A 19,779-nucleotide genomic window follows, 5' to 3' on the forward strand; every position below is an offset into this window, starting at 1 on the left:
TAAATAAGCATGAAAGAGGCGGAGTAGTATTCTGCCTCTATTTTCACTTTAGAAAGAAGGACAACGATGAAAGTTATAGATGAAGGGCCTGTTCAGGTTCAACCAGCACGTTCTGCCCGCTGGAAAAAACATCATGCTGAAGATCTTGCGGGCCGGAGCTATACGTTTATTTGTGTGGCTTTGCTCATTGTCATCATCATATCTATTATATATTTTGTCGCGTCCAAGGGACTGGCGACATTCTTTCGTGATGGCGTTAGTCTTGGCGATTTTCTATTTGGTACCACATGGGACCCGGAGGGCAATCAGGGAGAGCCGCAATACGGCGTACTGCCATTTATCTTTGGTTCCTTTGCCACATCGCTGCTGGCTGCTCTGATCGCAAGTCCGCTCAGCATCTGTGCTTCACTTTTTATGACCGAGATTGTTCCCGGCTGGGGGAAAAAGCTTCTGCAGCCTGTCATTGAGCTGCTTGCAGGTATCCCGTCGGTTGTATACGGCTTTATCGGACTGACAGTCGTTGTGCCCTTCATGCGCAATGTTTTCCCGGGACAAGGGATCGGGATTGCAGCGGGAGCGCTTGTGCTCTCTGTCATGATCCTGCCAACGATTACGAGCGTGGCTTCGGATGCTTTGTCATCGCTGCCGCGTGGCCTGAAGGAATCTTCGTTTGCACTCGGTGCTACACGCTGGCAAACGATCTCCAGAGTTATTTTGCCAACCGTACTGCCTTCTATTCTTACCGGTGTTGTTCTAGGGATGGCGCGGGCGTTTGGTGAAGCGCTGGCCGTACAGATGGTTATCGGGAATGCGCCGCATATTCCTCGGTCTCTGTTCGAATCTGCTTCGACGCTGACCAGTGTCATCACACTGGATATGGGTAACACGGTTTCGGGCTCCGTGCACAGCAATGCGCTGTGGAGTATGGCGCTCGCATTGATGTTTATGACCTTTATCTTTGTACTCATCGTTAGGCTCTTGGAAAGGAGACATCGGATTTGAAAGCGAAACTGACCGACAAAATTGCAACCTTCCTCATCGTGGTGCTTTCTTTACTCATCGTAGCCGTGCTTGTGGGACTCATCGGATTTATCCTGGTGCGGGGTTTGAGCCATATTAACTGGTCCTTCCTGACATCAGTGCCTCAAACGATTCGCGCGGGAGGCGGCATCGGGCCGCAATTGTTCAACTCCTTGTTTTTGCTGGTTCTGACATTAATCATTACGATTCCACTGGGACTTGGCGCCGGCATTTATATGGCTGAGTATGCGAAACCCGGCAAAATTACCGGCACCATCCGTCTCGTCGTTGAAGTGCTGTCTTCATTTCCGTCGATCGTCGTTGGCCTTTTCGGCCTGCTGCTAATCGTGAATACATTCGGCTTTGGCTTCTCGCTCTTTTCCGGTGCATTGGTCCTGACGATATTTAACCTTCCTTTGATGGTACGTATTACGGAGCAGGCATTCCGCAGCGTGCCGAAGGAGCAAAAAGAAGCGGGGCTTGCGCTCGGACTTACCAAGTGGAAGATTATTTCCTCAGTCCTGTTCCCTGTTGCGCTGCCAAGCATTGTGACAGGCACGGTCCTGGCGGCAGGCAGAGTATTCGGTGAGGCGGCTGCACTGCTCTTTACAGCAGGGATGTCCACACCGCGTCTTGATTTTACAAACTGGAATCCGCTTAGCCCGACTTCACCAATCAATCCATTCCGTCCAGCGGAAACGCTCGCGGTGCATATCTGGAAAATCAACAGTGAAGGTCTGGCCCCGGATGCCGCGCAAATCGCAGCTGGAGCTTCGGCTGTACTCGTAATTCTGGTGCTGCTGTTCAACCTGTTCGCCAGATGGCTCGGCGGCGTGCTGTACAGAGCCATGACAGCTTCCAAACGTATGGGATAGGGGGATATCAACATGCAAACAACATCGTTTCGTACAGAGCATCTCAGTGTATTTTACGGACAATATGAAGCGGTTAAAAATATCAGCCTGAACTTTCCGGAGCAGAGCGTAACGGCCCTGATCGGTCCATCCGGATGCGGTAAATCAACATTTCTGCGCTCGCTCAACCGGATGAATGATGAGATCTCGCAAGCCAAAATTAAGGGGCGTATCTGGATAGAAGGGGAAGATATCAATGATCCATCCACTGATGTCATCCAGCTCCGCCAAAAAATCGGAATGGTATGGCAGAAGCCGAATCCGTTCTATAAATCCATTTACGAAAATATCGCCTTTGGACCTAAGTATCACGGGGTCAAGCAAAAAAAGCAGCTTGATGAAATCGTCGAGTCCAGCCTGCGCAAAGCGGCTCTGTGGGATGAGGTCAAGGACCGTCTGAAGCAGTCCGCGCTGTCTCTTTCCGGCGGTCAGCAGCAGCGCCTTTGCATCGCGCGTGCACTGTCGGTAAAGCCGCGCATTCTGCTTCTGGATGAGCCTGCTTCGGCGCTGGATCCGGTATCGAGCTCCAAGGTCGAGGAACTGATTGTCGAGCTGAAGAAGGAACTGAGCATTGTTATCGTAACGCATAATATGCAGCAGGCGGCACGTATCTCGGATTACACCGCTTATTTCTACCTCGGCACTCTGATGGAGCATAATGAAACGGAGATCATCTTCACCAATCCCGAGAATGCGATGACCCAGGAGTATATTTCTGGACGGTTTGGCTAAATCCATATGGATAAACAGCTGCCGGATGATCAGGTCATGCTGCATGAAAGAAAAAGGGTATCCTCAAAGGTTCATTCAACCTTTAGTGATACCCTTTTTTGTAACGTCTTATGAGCAGTTATCTGACAATCAAAACCGGACAATGGGCATGCTGCACGACACTGTGACTGACACTGCCGATCAATAGCTCGGACATGAGTCCGATGCCGCGGCTGCCCATTATAATGAGATCCACATGCTGTTCCTCTGCAGTCTTGCAGATGGCAGAGGAGGGATCTCCCGTCTTGCTGAAGGTCTGAAAGGAGATGCCAAGCTTGGAGAGAGCTTCCGTAGCTGGAACCAGGATTTTCTCACCCTCTTCCCGAATGCGTTCCTCCAGATCTATGCCAACTGGGGGCTCGTTAATCGAAATGGAGGGATTTACATGTAGTACCGCAAGCTCCGGTTCATTTTTCAAGCTTTGAATCAGGGCTACGGCTGCATCTAGAGCACGCTGGGCGTGCGTGGAACCATCGACAGGAACAAGAATTCGATTATACATTTTGTTTACCTCCTTAGTGGCCTTCCGCTGTGTCAATATGAGTAAGATGGCGGCGGCGGACAAGCAATGTAACTACACCTAAAAATACCATCAATGCGCCAAAATAAAACGGTGTTTCTGCATGGTACCATTCTGACAGCTTACCTGCGAGCCAAGGAGAGACCGCGCCGCCAAGGAAACGGACGAAGCTGTATGCTGCCGAAGCCACAGAGCGTTCAACGGGAGCCGCCTGCATCACTGCTATGGTGATCAGCGTGTTATTGGTACCAAGAAAGATACCTGCCACGATGACGCTAATAATAACGGTTTTTGGTGAATGGTTGTAGGTTCCGATCCCCATGATGATCAGTACAATGGTAAACAAGGTGAGTACGGTACAAATCGATTTAACTACACTGAAGCGCTTCTGAAGTCTTGGTGCAACGAAAACGGATGTGAAGGCAAGCAGAATGCCCCAGCCGAAGAAGACATAACCCAGTCCATGTTCATCCAGATCCATTACATACGGTGAATAAGCCATCAATGTAAAGAAGCCGAAGTTATAAAGAAATGCAGTAATGCCAAGCGTCAGCAGTGCCGGATACGATAAAGCCTTGAACGGATCAGCAAGCGTACTGGCTTTTTTAGGCTTAGGAACAGAAGGAAGCATGAAGAAGACAAAGATGAAGCCAATCGCCATCAATACGGCGACACCGAAGAAAGGGCCACGCCAGCTGATGGAACCAAGCTCACCGCCAAGTAAAGGTCCAACGGAAATGCCAAGGCCCAGTGCGGCTTCATACAAAATAATAGCCTTGGCTGTGCCGGAAGTGGATAAGCCTACAATTGCGGACAAGGCAGTTGCGATAAAGAGAGCATTACCCAAGCCCCAGCCACCGCGGAAGCCCACAATTTGGCCAATAGAGCCGGACATGCCTCCAAGTGCAGCGAAGATAATAATCAGAAGGATACCGGCAAGCAGTGTTTTCTTAATGCCAATCCGGCTGGAAATGACACCGGTAATGAGCATCGCGATACCCGTAACCAGATTATAGCTGGTGAACAACAGCGATACCTGGCTTTTAGTGGCGTTCAGCTGTTCAGCGATGGCCGGAAGGATCGGGTCAACGAGGCCAAGACCCATAAAGGAAATAACGCAGGCAAAGGCAATAGCCCATACGGCTTTAGGCTGAGACAATAGCCCTGAATTCCTTTGTTCAAGTTCTAGGGGTTGGGAGTCTGGGGATTTCATATAATTAATTACCTCCATTTGTGTAAGTTATTTTTATTTTTTCAAGATTGCCCATCAAAAATACGCCCGTCCTAATTCATTCGTGGCGGTGGAAGACATCGTTACGGTTGTGAGTTCGTATTTCAATCGGTTGAGGCAGCTTATTCTACAAACTTTTGAATGAAATCTTTCAGTCGGACTCTGGTATTTTCAAGCTCGCTATGCATGTTTTTCATTCTTTCGATCTTGCTATAAATCATTTCAATTTGCTCATCCAACATCTGCTCCATGTGCGTGAGCTTGCTTTTCTGCTCTTCACGGCTTTTCACGTCGTGATAAGCTTGGTGATTCATCTTGTACGCATCAGAAACGGACAGATACTGTACAAGCTCCTGCAAGCTGAAGCCGAGGATTTCCTTGGCGGTGACGATTTTTTTTAGATAATCGATATGCTCCCGGGTATAAATCCGGATGCCGCCTTCGCTCCGATCAGGGGCAGGAAAGACGCCGAGTTCTTCATAATACCGTATCGTTCTCTTGGTCAAGCCGCATTCCCGGGCTACGTCATCGATTTTGTATTCATCCATGTCCTTCCTCCCTTGCTTATATTTTTCAAATTATAAAATGAAATATTTCTGCAAAAGAACGTCGATCGGACGTCATTTCTTATGACATACACTATTCTATTCCTGATTAACGTTAACGTCAACGTTAACTTCGGATAAATTATTCACTTTTCATAAGTACAGCAGCAGCTATTCCCGCTGTTGCCCCGGCTGCTCCGCCAATACTCACTGAACAAATCAGTGAAAAGGGCTCTAAGCCCAATAGAAATGCGATCCCGCTTGCCATCGTTGTTCCTGCCAGCATTCCAAGCGCAAGTCCAATGTCTTTTCCCATTCTCATACCGGCACATCTGCCTCCATTGTGATTGGTTATTGATACAGGCTGATGCTTACTATGCCCAAAATAAAACAGCTCTATAAGCCGGATCAGTACCGGATCATAGAGCTGTTTGCCATGTTATGGCTAATGGAGCAGGATGCTGATGAATCATGAATCATGAAGAATGCAATCCGCGAACAGGATGAATTTTGGGATACGGAAAAAAAGCTCTGCCCGGTCCTGAAAGCTTGGTGAAGGCAGGGTTCCCTGGTGCAGCCACTTTCGGAAAGTTCCGGGATGGATATGCATCCATTCACTCACATCGCTTACTGACAGATCATGCACCATGCAAAGACCGGTCAGGATCTTGTTATCCACAGGCGAACGTGTCAAAGTTCTGCGCATAAACCGGGATGAAGACGGCTGGCAAATGATCGGACTGTTTGCTGTAACGGTGCGGTTAAAGAGAATATGATGCGGATAGCCGAGGAACTGGCAAACCTTATCGAGATTCTTTTTGCCGGGAACCCGTCCCTCATAGACCCAAGCGCTGACACTCCGTGATGAAACGCCGAGCTCCTCTGCCAGTTGAGAAAGCTTGATATCGTTTGCCATCAATACTGCTAATAGTACCCGGTTGCGGATCTGGCAGCGGGAAGGCTTGCGAAAGCGTTTGACACGTATACCTTTACCCAAATATTTGCGGTTGATCAGAGACCACGCCTGAATTGAATGCTGTTCTTGTTGTCTAGGCATATTTCCTCCGAAGTTTTTCTTAAAATTCTACATTTTTATAGCTCTTATTTCAATAGTAACTATCGCCCATTTATCCACCTTTACTCCTAGCAAAATGCAGGTTACAACGCAGAAACCAGGCTGTTTGGCATAGGCCACCCCCTATCATTCTCCTTTATATCCTTAAATTACCGAATAGGTTACAAAAATGGTTACTGAATTGAAATTGAAACGGCTCCCGGATTCAAGGTACAATGCAATGGAACTATTATAAATTGATATAAAGCATAGAGTAGACCATCTCGTAGAAAACAAAACGGATTATGATGATCATAGAACAAGCTTTATTTCATTTTATACTAGATTACTAGATTCTATTGAATAGATTTGATAGGGAAAAGAGGAGAAGGTTTTCTCTTCCGGCAAATCTATGCAAAATACGCAGAAAAAGGTTGGTAGATGAGATTGAGAAAGATATTGCAATGCTCCAAATGGATTTTATCGTTTGTACTTATCTTCGGCTGCGTGCTTTCCACAGGGAAAAACAACGCAACTGCAGAAGGAAGCTCGGCGGATTCGGCTAAATATTCCGTATTTGCTGCCGTAAATGACAACCTTGTCACTTATCCGATGTCACCGGTCATACATAAAGGCACTTTATATGTTCCTACCGTTCAAACAGCGGCAGCCATGAATGTGACCGTGCAGTATGCGAAAGGAAATGTCACACTGACGCATAGCGGAGGGCAGTCTGTAACACTGGCGGCTGATGGCAAGAATACATTTGTGAAAAACGGCAGAACGTTCATCTCGTTCCGTGTTATTAGTGAGAAATTCGGATTCCAGCTATCCTATCTTCCCAAACAAAATGTATATCGTGCCTTGAACGGCGGAGCGTCGTTGTCAGATGCACAGTTTGCTGATAAATACAGCAGCTACATCCAGGAGCATAAGGCTCAAACGCCGACGCCATCCAAGCCGAATGCCGGCTCCAAAACGATATATATTACTTTTGACGATGGCCCGTCCCCATATACACCGCAGCTTCTGAATGTTCTGGATCAGTATAAGGTGAAGGCAACGTTCTTCATGCTTGGCAATCAGATCGCAAGTCATCCTGCTTCGGTAGCACGTATCGTTCAAGATGGGCATGGTGCAGGTCTGCATGGTATGACACATCAGAAGAACAAGTTCTATGCATCGCCATATTCGGCGCTGAATGAGATGAATATGGATAACAACAAGCTGCATGATGCAGCCAAGGTATATACGAAGCTGATACGCGTGCCTTACGGCAGCAAGCCTTATTTTACAAAAGCTTACCGTGATCAGACCGCTGCTTACGGATACCATCTGTGGGACTGGAACATTGACTCTAATGACTGGAGATATCAGAACAGCCCGCAAACGATTTATAATAATGTAATGAGAGATATTAAAAATATGGAGAAAAAAGGAGTCACACCGATTGTCCTTTTCCATGACCAAAAAGCAACGGTTACCATTCTTCCCAAGCTGATCAAAGCAATTCAGGCGGAAGGCTATACGTTCAAGCCGATTACGAATGAAATGACACCGAAGAATTTTTGGGAAGACGAGCGTTAAAAGAGATGTTTTCAAGGCTCCGGATTCCGGGGCTTTTTTACATAGCTGCTTCAACTCTATGAAATGGGCTTCAAACGGGTGACGTCCGGCTTCGCCGTCTTGTTTATCCTTTCATACTATGAAATCAGAAGGTATGAAGGGGGAGTAGATAATGAATTCACCTGTAGCAAGCAGTATAAGTGCCCTCACCGGAGGTTTTATCACAATAGCGTTTGGAAAATGGGATCAACTGTTGTGGGTTTTTCTATTCACTATCGTTATCGATTATTCAACAGGTGTACTCGCCTCGATCAAGGAAGGAACCGGACTGAAAAGTGAAATTGGATTTTGGGGTCTGACACGCAAGGCGCTCATGCTTGTGGTTATTGTGCTGGCCCACCAAATGGATCTGCTGTTTAGCGGCGGTACAGATGTGATTAAATCGAGTGCCATATACTTTTACATGTCCAACGAGCTGATTTCAATCACTGAAAACTACGGACGGCTGGGTCTGCCCATGCCCGCGAAATTGCGCCGGATGATCGCTGTCTTGCAAAATAAAGATAAATCGGACGATAAGCCGGAGAGCTAGATTAATATACTTCTCTTTTCCTGCGCGGATGGATATGGTATATTTTTTTTGTAACCTTACGAGTTGGACAAGGAGAATGTATGCCATGATTAAACATATTGTCTTCATTAAATTAAAAGACAGAAGTCCGGAAAGCGTTGACAAGACTGCAGCGGTACTGCGCGCTATGGAAGGTCGGATTCCGCAGCTGCTTGCCATCGAGGTTGGCGTGGATGTCATTCATTCGGAGCGTTCATTTGATATTGCACTTGTGACCGAGGTATCCTCTCTGGAAGATTTGCAGGCTTATCAGGTGCATCCTGTTCATCAGGAAGTCGTTCTTCATTTGAACGAAGTGAAAGAGTTATCCGTTAGCGTTGATTACGAAATCTAGCAGATAGGAAGACTGATTATGAGCGATTTGGAATACCCAATGGAAACATTGACTTTGCTTGTCGTGTTTATCGTGGCTATTTTTGTGATGTTTTTCTGGTTGAAGCGCCGCGGTAAAAGAGGCAAATAATATCTGCAGCTTGGAGGAACAGGCCTTGTATTATGTAAATCAGGAACAGATTCAACACCGGCTGGATGCGATTCCGCAAATCGTCCAAGGCTTAACGGAAGCAGCCGAGTCTTGGGATGGAGGCGTCGTGCTCGGTATGGCGCAGGAGCGGGCACTTCATTTGGCGATTGAGGTTGTAACAGATGTAGGGAGCTATTTGATCGACGGCTTTATTATGCGTGACGCCAGCAGTTATGAGGATATCATGGAGATCAATCATGAAGAAAAGGTGTTTGACGGGGAGATTTACAGCGTGCTTCTTGAGCTGGTGAGTCTTCGCAAGCCTTTGGCACAGGAATATTATTCGTGGAACCGAAGTGAACTTCATCGGCTGACACCGGTTCTTCCCGATATACTGAACAAGTTTGCAGTCCAGGTTCGGGAATATATCCAGCAAGAGCTCCTATTGTAATTTTTAATTGAATCTCAGGTTTGTTCAATCTGTAAGCCCATTCTGAATGTCGGATTGGGCTTGTTGTTTTTTTGGCGTGCTCATATTCTTAAAAAAATAAAATGCTGTCCTTTGTGTCAGGACAAGCTCCCCCTGCTTATAATATCCTACAAATAGGCATTAGCCCGTAAGGGTGAAGGGAGTGACACACCATGGCGGAATGGGGCGCTGTATTAATCGCTTGCGGATTTATCATGTTTGCCGCTGTAGCAATGATTCTTCTACATACGTTGAGAAGAGTGCTGCTGCGGACAGAAGACGTACTTGGGAAAGCTGGACTTGAGATATCGCAGCTGGCTTCCGAATCCAAAGAGCTGCTCGTGCAGGCTTCGGCGACATTGTCGCTGCTTCAGGACAGAGTGGAGGAAGTGGAGCCGTTCTGCGAATCGTTAAGACTGGCAGGAGCAAGTCTGTCGAATACGCTGCAGCGGGCCGATTCCATTACACAGGTCGTAACCGACTCCGCCATGGAACGCTTGGAAAGAGCCCACCGGGAGAATGAGCTCCGCTTTGCGGAGGCTTTCCGGTGGCTGGATGCCGGAATATCGGTATGGCATTCCTTCAAGCGTCAGTCTGGGCCCTCTGCGGACGATCATGCCTGAGCCGAAGGAGAGATGAGCGATGAAGGAAAAGAACAAAAGCTTGTTGTGGGGCGCTTTGATCGGTAGTGTGGTAGGTTCGGTAACAGCTCTGCTGCTGGCGCCGAAATCCGGCAAGGAGCTTCGTCAGGATATCGCTGAAGGCGCGAAGACGGTTGGCAGTAAAACGACAGAGCTGGCAGGTAAGGTCGGAGAACAGAGTGCCATTTTGATTGAAAAGGTCAAAGATACGGCCGGCAGCGTGATTCAGGATATCCGCGGCTGGCGCAAGTCGGAAGCAGACCAAGAGGATAGCGATGAAGCCTTCGAGATGGCTCAAATTTCTTCGTTCGGGGACGACGGGGAACAGGATTTGTTCTTTGAAAAGGACTCCAAGCAGGATGCAGGAGATTTGTAAAACGCAACTTTAATCCGGCGGGCTCTTATTCCTCTTAGGAGGAAGACAGGGCCTGCTTTTGCGCGTATAAATTCAGGCTTCGGTCATTGATAGCCGTGTGGAATTGGTTTAACATGTGAGGTACGTTTGATCTTGATTTTTCATATATTAGCAAAAGAGAGAGCATAAATCGACAAGAAGGAAGCGGTGTGTTCGTGCAGCAAGCAATCGCAATATTAGACTCGGGTGTAGGGGGCTTAACCGTTGTCAAAGAAGTAATGAGACAGCTCCCACGGGAGAAAATCATCTATTTTGGAGACACTGCCCGCACACCTTACGGACCCCGTACGTCCGAAGAAGTGAGAAGATTTACGGAACAGATCGTGGATTTTCTGGCCCAATTCAATCCAAAAGCCATTGTGATCGCCTGCAATACAGCAACGGCGGCAGCACTGGATTATATTTCAGAGAAGGTGTCCATTCCGGTTATAGGTGTGATTCATCCGGGAGCGAGGGCGGCAATCAGCGCGACGAAGACCGGAAATATCGGTGTCATCGGTACTATTGGCACGATCGGCAGCGGGGCATACACGGCAGCTCTTCAGCAGCTCTCGCCTTATGTGCATGTGGTGAGTGAGGCTTGTCCGGCATTGGTTCCTCTGGTGGAGCAGGGGCAGTTTCGATCGGAGGAAACGACGGCTGTGGTTGAAGATTCTCTCCGCGGCATGAGAAACTCCTCCATTGACTGCCTGATCTTGGGATGCACTCACTATCCGTTTTTAAAAGACACGATTCAAGAGGTTATCGGTGAAAAGGTGAAGCTGATCAGCTCGGCAGATGAAACCGCGCGGGAAGTGAGTACAATCCTGTACGACAAGGGACAGCTGGCTAGCGGCAATGAAAGTCCGGTCCATCAATTTTTTTGCAGCGGAGACGCGGATATGTTCCAAAGAATAGCCAAGGCATGGCTGGGAGAGCAAATTCAACGAACTCCCGTGGTATGGCAGGTTTCCAGATTTGTTGAAACATAATGTAAGAGGGACTCCGGATGAATCGGGGTTCTTTTTTTTCGCATGGGCCAAGGCATCGGCATCATAGAATCTTCAAAAGAGCAACGTTTAGCAGCGGTCGATGTTTGAGCCGCGGGAAAGGAAGAACGCCATGCAGCAATATACCGTATGTAAAGGGGATACCCTGGAGCGGATCGCCGCAAACAGGGGATTGTCCCGGGCCCATATTATCAATGCCAATCCTTGGGCAGGAGAGCAGCCGTATCTGGTACCGGGACAGATAATTTTCTTACCGTCCTCCCCGAGAAGAAGATATGTTATACAGGCTGGTGACAATCTGGATAGGGTCGCAGCTGCTTTTCATGTCAGTGAAACTTCATTGCTTGAAATGAACCCGGGTCTATCCGCGAGTTATTTCCCTGAAGGGCGAGTGCTGGTGCTGCCCCATGCCGAGAGGAACCGGATCGTGTACCCCGAGGGTGAATATGGATACCAACATTTAAGTCATGACATCAGCTTGTTGACGCAGTCTCATCCGCAGATTACGGCGGGTATGATTGGAGAAAGTGTACTGGGCAAGCCGATTCCATATCTGAGGATAGGTGAGGGCGGCAGAAACATTCATGTGAACGCTTCCATTCATGCCAATGAATGGATAACCACCCCTTGTATTATGCGTTTTGTCGAAGAATACGCCTGCGCTCTTAAGGAAGGCAAACGCTGGAACGGTTATGATCCAAGACTTTGGTTTGCCCAGTGTACACTATGGATCGTACCGATGGTAAACCCGGATGGCGTTGAGCTTGTGCAGGAAGGTGTCCAGCCGAATAACCCATACTATGACCAGCTGACGGAATGGAATGGAGGACGCAGTGATTACCGCCACTGGAAGGCCAATATCAACGGGGTAGACTTGGGGGACCAGTTCCCGGCACATTGGGATGAAGAGGTGCAGCGCCGAGGAAAAAAAAGCCCGGGGCCAAGAGATTATGCGGGAACTTCGCCGCTCAGTGAACCTGAAGCGGCTGCGCTCGCAGCATTTACCGTGAAGACATCACCGGATGCAGCGATTTCTCTCCATAGCCAGGGGCAGGAGATATATTGGAACTACCGCAATTACGAGCCGAAGGAAAGCCGGGAATGGTCGCGTAGGCTGGGCCAGGCAAGCGGATACCGTCCCGTTAAGCTGGAGGGCAGTGATGCGGGGTACAAGGATTGGTTCATTCAGGAATTTCGGCGCCCGGGCTTTACGGTCGAGATTGGTCTAGGCAAGAATCCGCTGCCTCTGGATGATTTTGAGAATGTAAGTCTTGAGACAGGACTTGTGGTGGCCGAACTGTTATCGTTATGAAAACACTTTGAAACATTTTCTGCAAATATACGTATAATACAATAGAGGAACGGCCGTCGAATTCATTTCACGATCGTTTCCTCTTTTCACGAAAATTTCATATTTGAATGACAGGAAGGAAGTGGATGTGCATGAAATGGAGAAGATTGCTTTCGATCCGGCGCTGGTCACAGATGACAGGCCAATTGTGGCTTTATCTCAAATCCTCACAAGTTTCCATTGGGGACAAGCTTCTTTTTCTGGTTCCAGTGCTGCTGTACTGGGTTTTACCGGATGTCATGCCCTTTGTTCCGATTGATGATATAGGAGTCACGCTGATCGTTATGGGATGGTTCGTTTCCCGTATGGAAAAGAAATATCCTTCTTTGTCTGCACCGAGCCTGCCCGCATCCCCAAAGGGGAGAAACAAATAAAGCTGTCTTGCGAAGCGCTGCGGGTTTCTTTACAATAAAAGGAGCTTTTATATAAAGTGAACTGAAACGAAGGATTTGCAGAAATCCTAATCACTTAAAACAGGAGATGTAGTTGCATATGAAATGCAAAATTACACGAAATGCTGCCAAGGTGCTCCAAAAAGAATTGGACAAAGAAGAAAACCGCGATTTGAAGCTGCGTGTGCTGGTCACCCATGCACATGGAGATCATGCCCATTATGGACTGGACATGGACAAGCCCGGTGAAAATGATGAGATTGTAAGCACGGACAAGGATATCGATGTCCTTCTGGACCGGGGCGAACCGCTGCTGGACGGAGTGAAAGTCGATTATTTGTATTTTCCTAATGAGGGCTTCGTCATCACTAACCCTTCCCAAGGGAATCACGGGGACCACTAACCGTTTTTCGGACATTTGAAGAAAAGGGTGCGACTTATGGCCAATGATATCCGTATATGTGACAAGTGTAACCATATAAAGCTGAAAAGCATTGTTCCGAAGCTGCAGAAAATGGCCCCGGATACTGAAATCAAGATCGGATGCAAATCATACTGCGGTCCCTGCGGCAAAAGAGCGTTTATTTATGTGAACGGGCGTTATGTCAGTGCGCCGACGGAATCGGAAGTGCTCACGAAGATGGAGCCTTTTATCAAGTCCTAGGTGACATTTGGAAAATGCTTACGGAATACCCATGCATAGATCCTTACAGGAAGCTCCATCCTACAAGGTGGATAGGAACTTTCGAGTAAAGGAGAGAGCAGCCCATGGTATCCAGATATGATTCCAGTCTGCAATCGCAAAATCCGATTTCCCAAGCACAAAATTCGGTGGAAAAGCTGCATTACGCGGTTTCACAGGCTTTGTCTCATCCCAATGAGCAAATGTTGCAGCAGGCCAAGAGCCGGCTCGCCCGTACGGAACAAGCAGTACAACAAGCTGGTGAAAGCTTGAATGTACAAGCCGTCGAATTGGCAGAAGAAATGCTGGCAGAGGAGAAGGGCCGTTTGGCTTCCCTAACCTCTGACTCGGATGGAGAACTAACGAAATAAGTGACCTGTCTAATCCTGCAAAGAGCCCCTCTTTGCAGGATTTTTTGCATGATTGCAAGAGGGGCTTTTTTGGGAATTATTCCTCACTATGCTATAATGGACATGCTTTCTTTATCATGCATCTCATTATACATGGAAGGTTGTGAAGAACATGAAACATATTACAGATTGCACCATTCTGAACAACGGAGTTACCATGCCATGGCTTGGTTTCGGTACATACCAGGCGAAAGGCAATGAAGTGTATGAAGCCGTCAAGGTTGCGCTCGAGACAGGCTACCGCAGTATCGATACCGCTGCCGTGTATGGTAATGAACAGGAAGTAGGCAAGGCAATTGCCGAAAGCGGCATCGCCCGAAATGAAATTTTCGTCACGACCAAAGTATGGAACGATGATCAGGGTTTTGATTCCACGCTGCGTGCTTTTGAAGAAAGCCAGAAACGCCTTGGACTCAATGTCATTGATCTTTATTTGATTCACTGGCCGGGAAAAGATAAATTTAAGGATACATGGAAGGCGATGGAGCGGCTGTATGATGAAGGCAGCATCCGCGCGATTGGCGTCAGCAATTTTCATGTGCATCATCTGAAGGAACTCATGAGCGGCAGCAATGTGGTGCCGGCTGTGGACCAGGTAGAACTGCATCCCGGAATGATTCAACAGGAGCTGCAGGATTATTGCGGTGCGCAGGGCATCCAGATCGAGGCTTGGAGCCCTCTCATGAAAGGGAAATTAACTGATAATACCACACTCCTCGGCATTGCCCAGAAGTACGGAAAAACGCCGACACAAGTCATTTTGCGTTGGGACATTCAGAACAAAATCGTTACTATTCCGAAATCCGTAACGCCTTCACGAATTCGTGAGAATGCAGGAATCTTTGATTTTGAATTAACCCAGGATGAGCTCAAACAAATCGATGCGCTTAATGGCAACAAGCGGGTCGGTACGGATCCTGATAAGCTGATATTTTAAATTCAAAAAACCCGGTTTGCCAGGTATGGCGAGCCGGGTTTTTCTTATACAAATTTGGGGAGTTTGCAATCATATTATCGTTTGCGCGGAGGAAGAGGTCCCAAGAACTGCAAATATTGGCACTCAATTCGTCCATTGTAAAGCTTACGTCTTTTATCCGCTTTCCGTCCAAAATAATGCTCGAACTGCTTGGTCGGGCTAATCGCAAAAAAGGACCAGGTTGGAAGCTGCGCGGCAGTATTTCCTAATTGGCGGATCAGCTTCTCGACTTCGTTTTTCTCGCTCAAACGTTCCCCGTACGGCGGATTTGTAATTAAGCAGCCATATTCGCCTTCAGGCTTGGCTTTGGCGGCAGGCAGGACGTTGAAAGTGATTTCCCGTCCGAAGCCGGCGCTTTTGGCAGCCGCTTTGGCAACCTCAATGGCCTGCGGGTCGATATCACTGCCTGTAAGCTGCAGGGGCTCGTCATCCTGAACCGAGTCAAAAGCCTCCTCGCGCGCTTCAGCCCAATAATTTTCAGGAATAATACGCCAATGCTCGGAAGGAAAAGAGCGGCGCAGACCCGGTGCAATATTCCAGCCCATCAAAGCCGCTTCGATCAGAATGGTGCCTGAACCGCAGCATGGATCATATAGTGGACGCGAGGCATTCCAGCGGCTGAGCTGAAGCATCGCAGCGGCCATTGTTTCCTTGATCGGCGCTTCCGTCACGAGTTTGCGGTAGCCACGCTTATGCAAGGCAGGACCCGTCGTATCCAGTGTAAGCAGAGCCATATCTTTATGAAGATTAACCTCGATGACATAACGTGCGCCAATTTCCTGAAACCAATCCGTGTGATAGCTTAGCTTCAGCTTTTCCACAATGGCTTTCTTCACGATCCCTTGGCAGGCAGGAACACTGCTGAGCTGGGAATGATGCGAGCGTCCTTCAACAGGGAATTCCCCGTCTGCGGGAATCCAGTCCTCCCAAGGCAGGGCCTTGGTTCCTTCAAACAATTCATCAAAGGTTTTGGCCGGGAACTCTCCGATTTTCACGAGTATCCGGTCCGAGGTGCGCAGCCACAGGTTGCAGCGGCAGATATCTTTGAGATCTCCTGCAAAAGTGACTCTGCCGTTCTCAACCTCCAGGTCGTTGTAGCCTAAATCTTTAAGTTCACGCGCGACGATGGCCTCAAGGCCCATCGGTGCGGTTGCTATCAATTGCAAGCGGGACATAAGTAGTTTCAACTCCATTTTCAGCCTTTATTTCAGTTTGTACGATTATAGGTTAACATCTGCTTAGTGTTTGACAAGATCTGAAGGCAGCGGAGGGGACGGAATCGATCGGAAGAACGATCCTTAACCATAGCGGTCTCGCCGCATTATTGTCATGGACTAATACTAATGTTGTGCCTCTTTTTAACAAATGGATTGAAGCTCGAATAAGTCTTCAATTCATTCTATAATAGTATAGGTGAATGTGAGTTCAGAAACAAACCAAAAGTTAACACCATCAATCATTAAATGATGAGGAATGTAAAGGGGAGTCAAATGATGAGTCCTGAAGAATATGCGGACCATTTTCTCGAAAATGACGGGCTGCTTGCCCGGGTACAACAAAATATTGTCGATAAGGGCATGCCCGAGATATCCATCGCACCGGGTTATGGCCGTCTGCTGACGATGCTGGTGGCGGCGACCAAAGCATCACAGGTGCTGGAAATCGGTGCGCTTGGCGGCTACAGCGGCATTTGTCTGGCCAGAGGCTTGACATCCGAAGGTCTTCTAACATCACTCGAGCTTAAACAGGAGTTCGCGGATGTGGCGCTGGGGCATCTGACCGAGGCCGGATTTGGAGATCAGGTGAAGTACATGATTGGCCAGGCGGCGGACAATTTGGAAAAGCTCAAGCTCGAAGGCCGGAAGTTTGATTTCTTTTTTATCGATGCGGACAAGGAGAATTATCCGGTTTACCTCGAATATGCGATAGAGCTTGCGAATCCTGGAGCCATGATTGCAGGAGATAATACATTTTTGCGGGGGAGAACCCTCAATCCGGACAAAAATGGACCTTCGGTCCAGGCGATCCGCCGTTTTAACGAACAGATGGCGACCGATGAACGTTTGATCGGAACAATTTTGCCGGCTTACGACGGACTGGCTGTAGCGATGGTCAAACCGCAGGGGAAGTGAGTCCCGGATCAAAAAAAAGGTGGCACAGGATTTGATCCTGCCCACCTTTTTTGCATTATAGCCTCCGGGGTCCCCGCAGAGTACCTGAATGGACTTCGGGGCATGGCTCCACTTTGGAGGGTTATTGTGCGGTTTAACGGAATTGTGGAGACTTACGATTTTTGTACAGCTTGAGCCGCACCCACACCATATTCAGCAGGAGCAGGCAGCCGGAGATGATGAACAATCCCTCGATACCGATAAAGCCGGATAGGAATCCGCCGACGAGTGCCCCCAGCATATTACCTAGTGCAAGCGTACTTGTATTGAAGCCAAAGGCTCGGCTTTCCATGCCGTCAGGCGTGTAGGAGCGGATAAGTGCATTGACGCTTGGCAGCAAGCCGCCCATGAAGACACCCATCAGAAAACGTATAATAATGAGCTGCCATACCGACTGCACGAAAGCCTGCGGAATCAGCATCAATCCGGCGCCAATCAAGGCAAAGGTCAAAATACGGTGCGCTCCGACCTTATCGCTTACTTTTCCGAGAATCGGTGAGGTAATCATATTGGACAAGCCTGTGACGGCACTCACCATGCCAGCCCAGAAGGCGATGTTAACCGAGGAGGCATGCAGCTTTTCGACATAGAGCGGCAGCAGCGACATCGGACTCATCATGGCAAACTGCAGCAGAAAGGTCACTGCGAAGAGAGCCGGAAGCTGAGGAATTTGAGTCAGCTCTTTGAAACCCGCAAGAACGGAAATTTGCGGCGTTTTGGCTGCTTCTTCGCGATTGAAGTTCTCTTTAACCATGAACAGTGCAAGAAGCGAGGCTGCAAAGATCAAGATACCGATGATGTAGAAAATAGGGCGGAAACCGAATAAATCCGCGAGTCCGCCACCAATAAGCGGTCCGAGGATCGTCCCTGCCACGGAGCCGGACTGCATGATACCCATCGCAAAACCCATCTTTTCTTTCGGGGTTGTGCTGGATACCAGCGAGATCGAAGCAGGGTTAAAGCCGGAAATTGTACCGTTCAGCAGCCGGAGCAGCAGAAGTTCCCAGGGACTTCGGGCGAAGCCCATCAGCGTAATGACTATCGCCATCCCGAAGCCGGAACGCAGCAGCATAATTTTACGCCCGTATCGATCAGAGAGCTTGCCCCATAGGGGCTGAAAAATAAATGAGGTCAGAAAGTTCGCCGCAAATATCAATCCTGCCCACATGCCGATCTGATGTTCACCCTGAACTCCCAGATCCTTCGCCAGATACAGGGACAGGAACGGAGTGATCATCGTCATTCCGGAATTAACCAGAAATTGGCCAACCCAAAGCACAATTAAATTCACTTTCCACGATTTCAATGTGCTTTTCACTTCCTTTCTTGTGACTGAAATATAGCGTGATGAAAAACACAGATTACACCAGTATAACATATTTACCCAAGCCGTCTGACCAGCAGATGTCATACTATTGTCATGGGATGTAAGGGTCAGCCAGTTGTTACTTACTTTTAAAAAGGGCATAATATAGATTAGAGAAATTCTAAAAAACATTGGAGGCCTCTTCATGACCTACAACGATACACTTATACGAGCCAGCTATAAACAGGAAGTGGATCATCTTCCGGTCTGGTATATGAGACAAGCGGGCAGGTACGACCCTGAATACCGCAAAATCAAAGAAAAATATACGCTTCTTGAAATTTGCCGGCAGCCGGAGCTTGCAGCGGAAATCACCATGATGCCGGTGCGCAAGCTGGGTGTGGATGCGGCTATCTTGTATTCGGATATTATGAATCCGGTGGCATCGCTTGGTGTGGATTTTGATATCGTCAAAAATATCGGACCCGTGATTGACAACCCGCTCCGCAGTAAAGCCGATATAGAGAAGCTGCGTCCAATCGACATCGACAAGGACCTGTCTCATATTATGGAGACGATCCGCATTTTGGACCGCGAGCTGGAGGTTCCGCTGATTACATTTGCGGGGGCGCCATTTACGATTGCCAGCTATCTGATTGAAGGACGTCCTTCCAAAAGCTATATTTTGACAAAGACGCTGATGTACAGCGAACCCGAGGTATGGAATCTGCTGATGAACAAGCTGGGCGACATGGTCATTACATATGTTCGTGCCCATATCCAGAACGGTGGCAAGGCATTTCAACTCTTTGACAGCTGGGTCGGGGCGCTTGCGCCGAAGGATTTCCAAAAGTATGTGCTGCCAACCATTACCCGTATCTTTGCCGAACTTTCAGATTTGAATGTACCCAAAATATATTTCCCGGGCGTAAGCTCCGGCGAGCTCCTTCCGACACTTACACAGCTTCAGACTGACGTCATTGGTCTGGACTGGAGAGTTTCCATTGCAGAGGGACGCAAGCGTACAGGCGGCAAATTTGCGGTACAGGGTAATCTCGATCCGTATATTTTGACGGCTCCTATGGATATCATCAAGCAGTATGCCAAAGACATCATAGATGAAGGCATTCAGGAGCCTGGGTTTATTTTCAATCTGGGTCATGGTTTGTTCCCTGAAGCATCGCTGGACAAGCTGAAGGAGCTCACGGCGTATATCCATGAATATTCGGCCACTGCATTGAACAACGGGAAATAATTAAGAA

Annotated in this window: 25 protein-coding genes; 18 read left to right on the top strand and 7 right to left on the bottom strand. The window is 48.2% G+C overall.

The genetic code is table 11. The features are described 5' to 3' along the window. The first annotated feature begins 66 nt into the window (after positions 1–66). From pstC to pstB, 3 genes are read left to right on the top strand one after another with little or no spacing between them, the layout of a single operon-like run. Positions 67–1,002: a phosphate ABC transporter permease subunit PstC gene (gene pstC / locus E6W40_RS04260; RefSeq protein WP_136604342.1), complete on the top strand. Its 936-nt coding sequence runs from the start codon at positions 67–69 to the stop codon at positions 1,000–1,002. Then, positions 999–1,895, top strand: a complete 897-nt coding sequence (pstA, locus tag E6W40_RS04265) for a phosphate ABC transporter permease PstA (protein ID WP_136604343.1) — start codon at positions 999–1,001, stop codon at positions 1,893–1,895. The genes pstC and pstA overlap by 4 nt, the downstream gene beginning before the upstream one ends. Positions 1,896–1,907: 12 nt before the next feature. Further along, on the top strand, positions 1,908–2,666 hold the full coding sequence (pstB, locus tag E6W40_RS04270) for a phosphate ABC transporter ATP-binding protein PstB (protein WP_136604344.1): 759 nt from the start codon (positions 1,908–1,910) through the stop codon (positions 2,664–2,666). Between the two features lie 118 nt (positions 2,667–2,784). On the opposite strand, the gene E6W40_RS04275 is transcribed toward pstB, so the two are convergent. The 5 genes from E6W40_RS04275 to E6W40_RS04295 form a co-directional block, all read right to left on the bottom strand. After that, positions 2,785–3,207: a universal stress protein gene (locus E6W40_RS04275; RefSeq protein ID WP_136604345.1), complete on the bottom strand. Its 423-nt coding sequence runs from the start codon at positions 3,205–3,207 to the stop codon at positions 2,785–2,787. Positions 3,208–3,220: 13 nt separating this feature from the next. Beyond that, on the bottom strand, positions 3,221–4,438 hold the full coding sequence (locus E6W40_RS04280; protein WP_136604346.1) for an MFS transporter: 1,218 nt from the start codon (positions 4,436–4,438) through the stop codon (positions 3,221–3,223). A 140-nt stretch (positions 4,439–4,578) separates the two neighbouring features. Continuing rightward, positions 4,579–5,004: a MerR family transcriptional regulator gene (locus tag E6W40_RS04285; protein ID WP_136604347.1), complete on the bottom strand. Its 426-nt coding sequence runs from the start codon at positions 5,002–5,004 to the stop codon at positions 4,579–4,581. A gap of 139 nt (positions 5,005–5,143) precedes the next feature. Next, on the bottom strand, positions 5,144–5,323 hold the full coding sequence (locus E6W40_RS04290; protein ID WP_136604348.1) for a hypothetical protein: 180 nt from the start codon (positions 5,321–5,323) through the stop codon (positions 5,144–5,146). Positions 5,324–5,470: 147 nt separating this feature from the next. After that, on the bottom strand, positions 5,471–6,058 hold the full coding sequence (locus E6W40_RS04295; protein WP_136604349.1) for a helix-turn-helix domain-containing protein: 588 nt from the start codon (positions 6,056–6,058) through the stop codon (positions 5,471–5,473). 444 nt (positions 6,059–6,502) lie between these two features. On the opposite strand from E6W40_RS04295, the gene E6W40_RS04300 reads away from it, so the two are divergent. The 13 genes from E6W40_RS04300 to E6W40_RS04360 all read left to right on the top strand — a co-directional run bounded on the left by E6W40_RS04300 (position 6,503) and on the right by E6W40_RS04360 (position 15,001). Then, positions 6,503–7,642 carry a polysaccharide deacetylase family protein gene (locus tag E6W40_RS04300; RefSeq protein ID WP_168928825.1) on the top strand — a complete coding sequence of 380 codons (1,140 nt, stop codon included), beginning with the start codon at positions 6,503–6,505 and terminating at the stop codon, positions 7,640–7,642. Between the two features lie 151 nt (positions 7,643–7,793). After that, positions 7,794–8,213, top strand: a complete 420-nt coding sequence (locus tag E6W40_RS04305; protein WP_136604351.1) for a phage holin family protein — start codon at positions 7,794–7,796, stop codon at positions 8,211–8,213. Between the two features lie 85 nt (positions 8,214–8,298). Next, on the top strand, positions 8,299–8,586 hold the full coding sequence (locus E6W40_RS04310) for a Dabb family protein (protein ID WP_136604352.1): 288 nt from the start codon (positions 8,299–8,301) through the stop codon (positions 8,584–8,586). Positions 8,587–8,740: 154 nt separating this feature from the next. Next, positions 8,741–9,166 carry a DUF86 domain-containing protein gene (locus tag E6W40_RS04315; protein ID WP_136604353.1) on the top strand — a complete coding sequence of 142 codons (426 nt, stop codon included), beginning with the start codon at positions 8,741–8,743 and terminating at the stop codon, positions 9,164–9,166. 191 nt (positions 9,167–9,357) lie between these two features. Then, positions 9,358–9,807, top strand: a complete 450-nt coding sequence (locus E6W40_RS04320; protein ID WP_136604354.1) for a DUF948 domain-containing protein — start codon at positions 9,358–9,360, stop codon at positions 9,805–9,807. Positions 9,808–9,826: 19 nt separating this feature from the next. Continuing rightward, positions 9,827–10,201 (top strand): YtxH domain-containing protein, encoded by a 375-nt coding sequence (locus E6W40_RS04325; protein WP_136604355.1) that lies wholly within the window; start codon positions 9,827–9,829, stop codon positions 10,199–10,201. Between the two features lie 194 nt (positions 10,202–10,395). Continuing rightward, positions 10,396–11,211, top strand: a complete 816-nt coding sequence (gene racE / locus E6W40_RS04330) for a glutamate racemase (RefSeq protein ID WP_136604356.1) — start codon at positions 10,396–10,398, stop codon at positions 11,209–11,211. A gap of 130 nt (positions 11,212–11,341) precedes the next feature. Continuing rightward, the gene (locus E6W40_RS04335) at positions 11,342–12,541 is read left to right on the top strand and encodes a M14 family metallopeptidase (RefSeq protein ID WP_136604357.1); all 1,200 of its coding nucleotides are present in this window, start codon (positions 11,342–11,344) and stop codon (positions 12,539–12,541) included. Between the two features lie 131 nt (positions 12,542–12,672). Next, complete coding sequence (locus tag E6W40_RS04340; protein ID WP_136604358.1) at positions 12,673–12,954, top strand: hypothetical protein; 282 nt, start codon at positions 12,673–12,675, stop codon at positions 12,952–12,954. A gap of 118 nt (positions 12,955–13,072) precedes the next feature. Next, complete coding sequence (locus tag E6W40_RS04345) at positions 13,073–13,375, top strand: iron-sulfur cluster assembly accessory protein (RefSeq protein WP_136604359.1); 303 nt, start codon at positions 13,073–13,075, stop codon at positions 13,373–13,375. Between the two features lie 36 nt (positions 13,376–13,411). Then, on the top strand, positions 13,412–13,636 hold the full coding sequence (locus E6W40_RS04350; RefSeq protein ID WP_136604360.1) for a YuzB family protein: 225 nt from the start codon (positions 13,412–13,414) through the stop codon (positions 13,634–13,636). A gap of 104 nt (positions 13,637–13,740) precedes the next feature. After that, entirely contained in the window at positions 13,741–14,025 is a 285-nt protein-coding gene (locus E6W40_RS04355) for a hypothetical protein (protein WP_136604361.1), read from the top strand. Between the two features lie 151 nt (positions 14,026–14,176). Further along, entirely contained in the window at positions 14,177–15,001 is an 825-nt protein-coding gene (locus tag E6W40_RS04360) for an aldo/keto reductase (protein WP_136604362.1), read from the top strand. A 74-nt stretch (positions 15,002–15,075) separates the two neighbouring features. On the opposite strand, the gene E6W40_RS04365 is transcribed toward E6W40_RS04360, so the two are convergent. Then, positions 15,076–16,215, bottom strand: coding sequence for a THUMP domain-containing class I SAM-dependent RNA methyltransferase (locus tag E6W40_RS04365; protein WP_136604363.1), 1,140 nt, complete (start codon positions 16,213–16,215; stop codon positions 15,076–15,078). Positions 16,216–16,530: 315 nt separating this feature from the next. Here E6W40_RS04365 and E6W40_RS04370 point away from each other — a divergent pair, with 315 nt between their 5' ends. Then, positions 16,531–17,172 (top strand): O-methyltransferase, encoded by a 642-nt coding sequence (locus E6W40_RS04370; protein WP_136604364.1) that lies wholly within the window; start codon positions 16,531–16,533, stop codon positions 17,170–17,172. Between the two features lie 133 nt (positions 17,173–17,305). On the opposite strand, the gene E6W40_RS04375 is transcribed toward E6W40_RS04370, so the two are convergent. Then, positions 17,306–18,724, bottom strand: a complete 1,419-nt coding sequence (locus E6W40_RS04375; RefSeq protein ID WP_484217472.1) for an MFS transporter — start codon at positions 18,722–18,724, stop codon at positions 17,306–17,308. Between E6W40_RS04375 and hemE the strand changes: the two genes are divergently transcribed. Further along, entirely contained in the window at positions 18,723–19,772 is a 1,050-nt protein-coding gene (gene hemE / locus E6W40_RS04380; protein WP_136604366.1) for a uroporphyrinogen decarboxylase, read from the top strand. The genes E6W40_RS04375 and hemE overlap by 2 nt on opposite strands. Positions 19,773–19,779 lie beyond the last annotated feature (7 nt).

This window comes from Paenibacillus dokdonensis, from assembly GCF_004916975.1.
GTDB classification, from domain to species: Bacteria; Bacillota; Bacilli; order Paenibacillales; family Paenibacillaceae; genus Paenibacillus_AQ; species Paenibacillus_AQ dokdonensis.

What these genes read in the sequence shown, in the direction of transcription:
- pstC (WP_136604342.1), top strand. Translation starts at nt 67, where the DNA reads ATGAAAGTTATAGATGAAGGGCCTGTTCAGGTTCAACCAGCACGTTCT.
- pstB (WP_136604344.1), top strand. Translation starts at nt 1,908, where the DNA reads ATGCAAACAACATCGTTTCGTACAGAGCATCTCAGTGTATTTTACGGA.
- E6W40_RS04275 (WP_136604345.1), bottom strand. Translation starts at nt 3,207, where the DNA reads ATGTATAATCGAATTCTTGTTCCTGTCGATGGTTCCACGCACGCCCAG.
- E6W40_RS04280 (WP_136604346.1), bottom strand. Translation starts at nt 4,438, where the DNA reads ATGAAATCCCCAGACTCCCAACCCCTAGAACTTGAACAAAGGAATTCA.
- E6W40_RS04285 (WP_136604347.1), bottom strand. Translation starts at nt 5,004, where the DNA reads ATGGATGAATACAAAATCGATGACGTAGCCCGGGAATGCGGCTTGACC.
- E6W40_RS04290 (WP_136604348.1), bottom strand. Translation starts at nt 5,323, where the DNA reads ATGAGAATGGGAAAAGACATTGGACTTGCGCTTGGAATGCTGGCAGGA.
- E6W40_RS04295 (WP_136604349.1), bottom strand. Translation starts at nt 6,058, where the DNA reads ATGCCTAGACAACAAGAACAGCATTCAATTCAGGCGTGGTCTCTGATC.
- E6W40_RS04305 (WP_136604351.1), top strand. Translation starts at nt 7,794, where the DNA reads ATGAATTCACCTGTAGCAAGCAGTATAAGTGCCCTCACCGGAGGTTTT.
- E6W40_RS04310 (WP_136604352.1), top strand. Translation starts at nt 8,299, where the DNA reads ATGATTAAACATATTGTCTTCATTAAATTAAAAGACAGAAGTCCGGAA.
- E6W40_RS04320 (WP_136604354.1), top strand. Translation starts at nt 9,358, where the DNA reads ATGGCGGAATGGGGCGCTGTATTAATCGCTTGCGGATTTATCATGTTT.
- E6W40_RS04325 (WP_136604355.1), top strand. Translation starts at nt 9,827, where the DNA reads ATGAAGGAAAAGAACAAAAGCTTGTTGTGGGGCGCTTTGATCGGTAGT.
- E6W40_RS04335 (WP_136604357.1), top strand. Translation starts at nt 11,342, where the DNA reads ATGCAGCAATATACCGTATGTAAAGGGGATACCCTGGAGCGGATCGCC.
- E6W40_RS04340 (WP_136604358.1), top strand. Translation starts at nt 12,673, where the DNA reads ATGAAATGGAGAAGATTGCTTTCGATCCGGCGCTGGTCACAGATGACA.
- E6W40_RS04345 (WP_136604359.1), top strand. Translation starts at nt 13,073, where the DNA reads ATGAAATGCAAAATTACACGAAATGCTGCCAAGGTGCTCCAAAAAGAA.
- E6W40_RS04350 (WP_136604360.1), top strand. Translation starts at nt 13,412, where the DNA reads ATGGCCAATGATATCCGTATATGTGACAAGTGTAACCATATAAAGCTG.
- E6W40_RS04355 (WP_136604361.1), top strand. Translation starts at nt 13,741, where the DNA reads ATGGTATCCAGATATGATTCCAGTCTGCAATCGCAAAATCCGATTTCC.
- E6W40_RS04360 (WP_136604362.1), top strand. Translation starts at nt 14,177, where the DNA reads ATGAAACATATTACAGATTGCACCATTCTGAACAACGGAGTTACCATG.
- E6W40_RS04365 (WP_136604363.1), bottom strand. Translation starts at nt 16,215, where the DNA reads ATGTCCCGCTTGCAATTGATAGCAACCGCACCGATGGGCCTTGAGGCC.
- E6W40_RS04370 (WP_136604364.1), top strand. Translation starts at nt 16,531, where the DNA reads ATGATGAGTCCTGAAGAATATGCGGACCATTTTCTCGAAAATGACGGG.
- hemE (WP_136604366.1), top strand. Translation starts at nt 18,723, where the DNA reads ATGACCTACAACGATACACTTATACGAGCCAGCTATAAACAGGAAGTG.
- E6W40_RS04375 (WP_484217472.1), bottom strand. Translation starts at nt 18,724, where the DNA reads ATGAAGAGGCCTCCAATGTTTTTTAGAATTTCTCTAATCTATATTATG.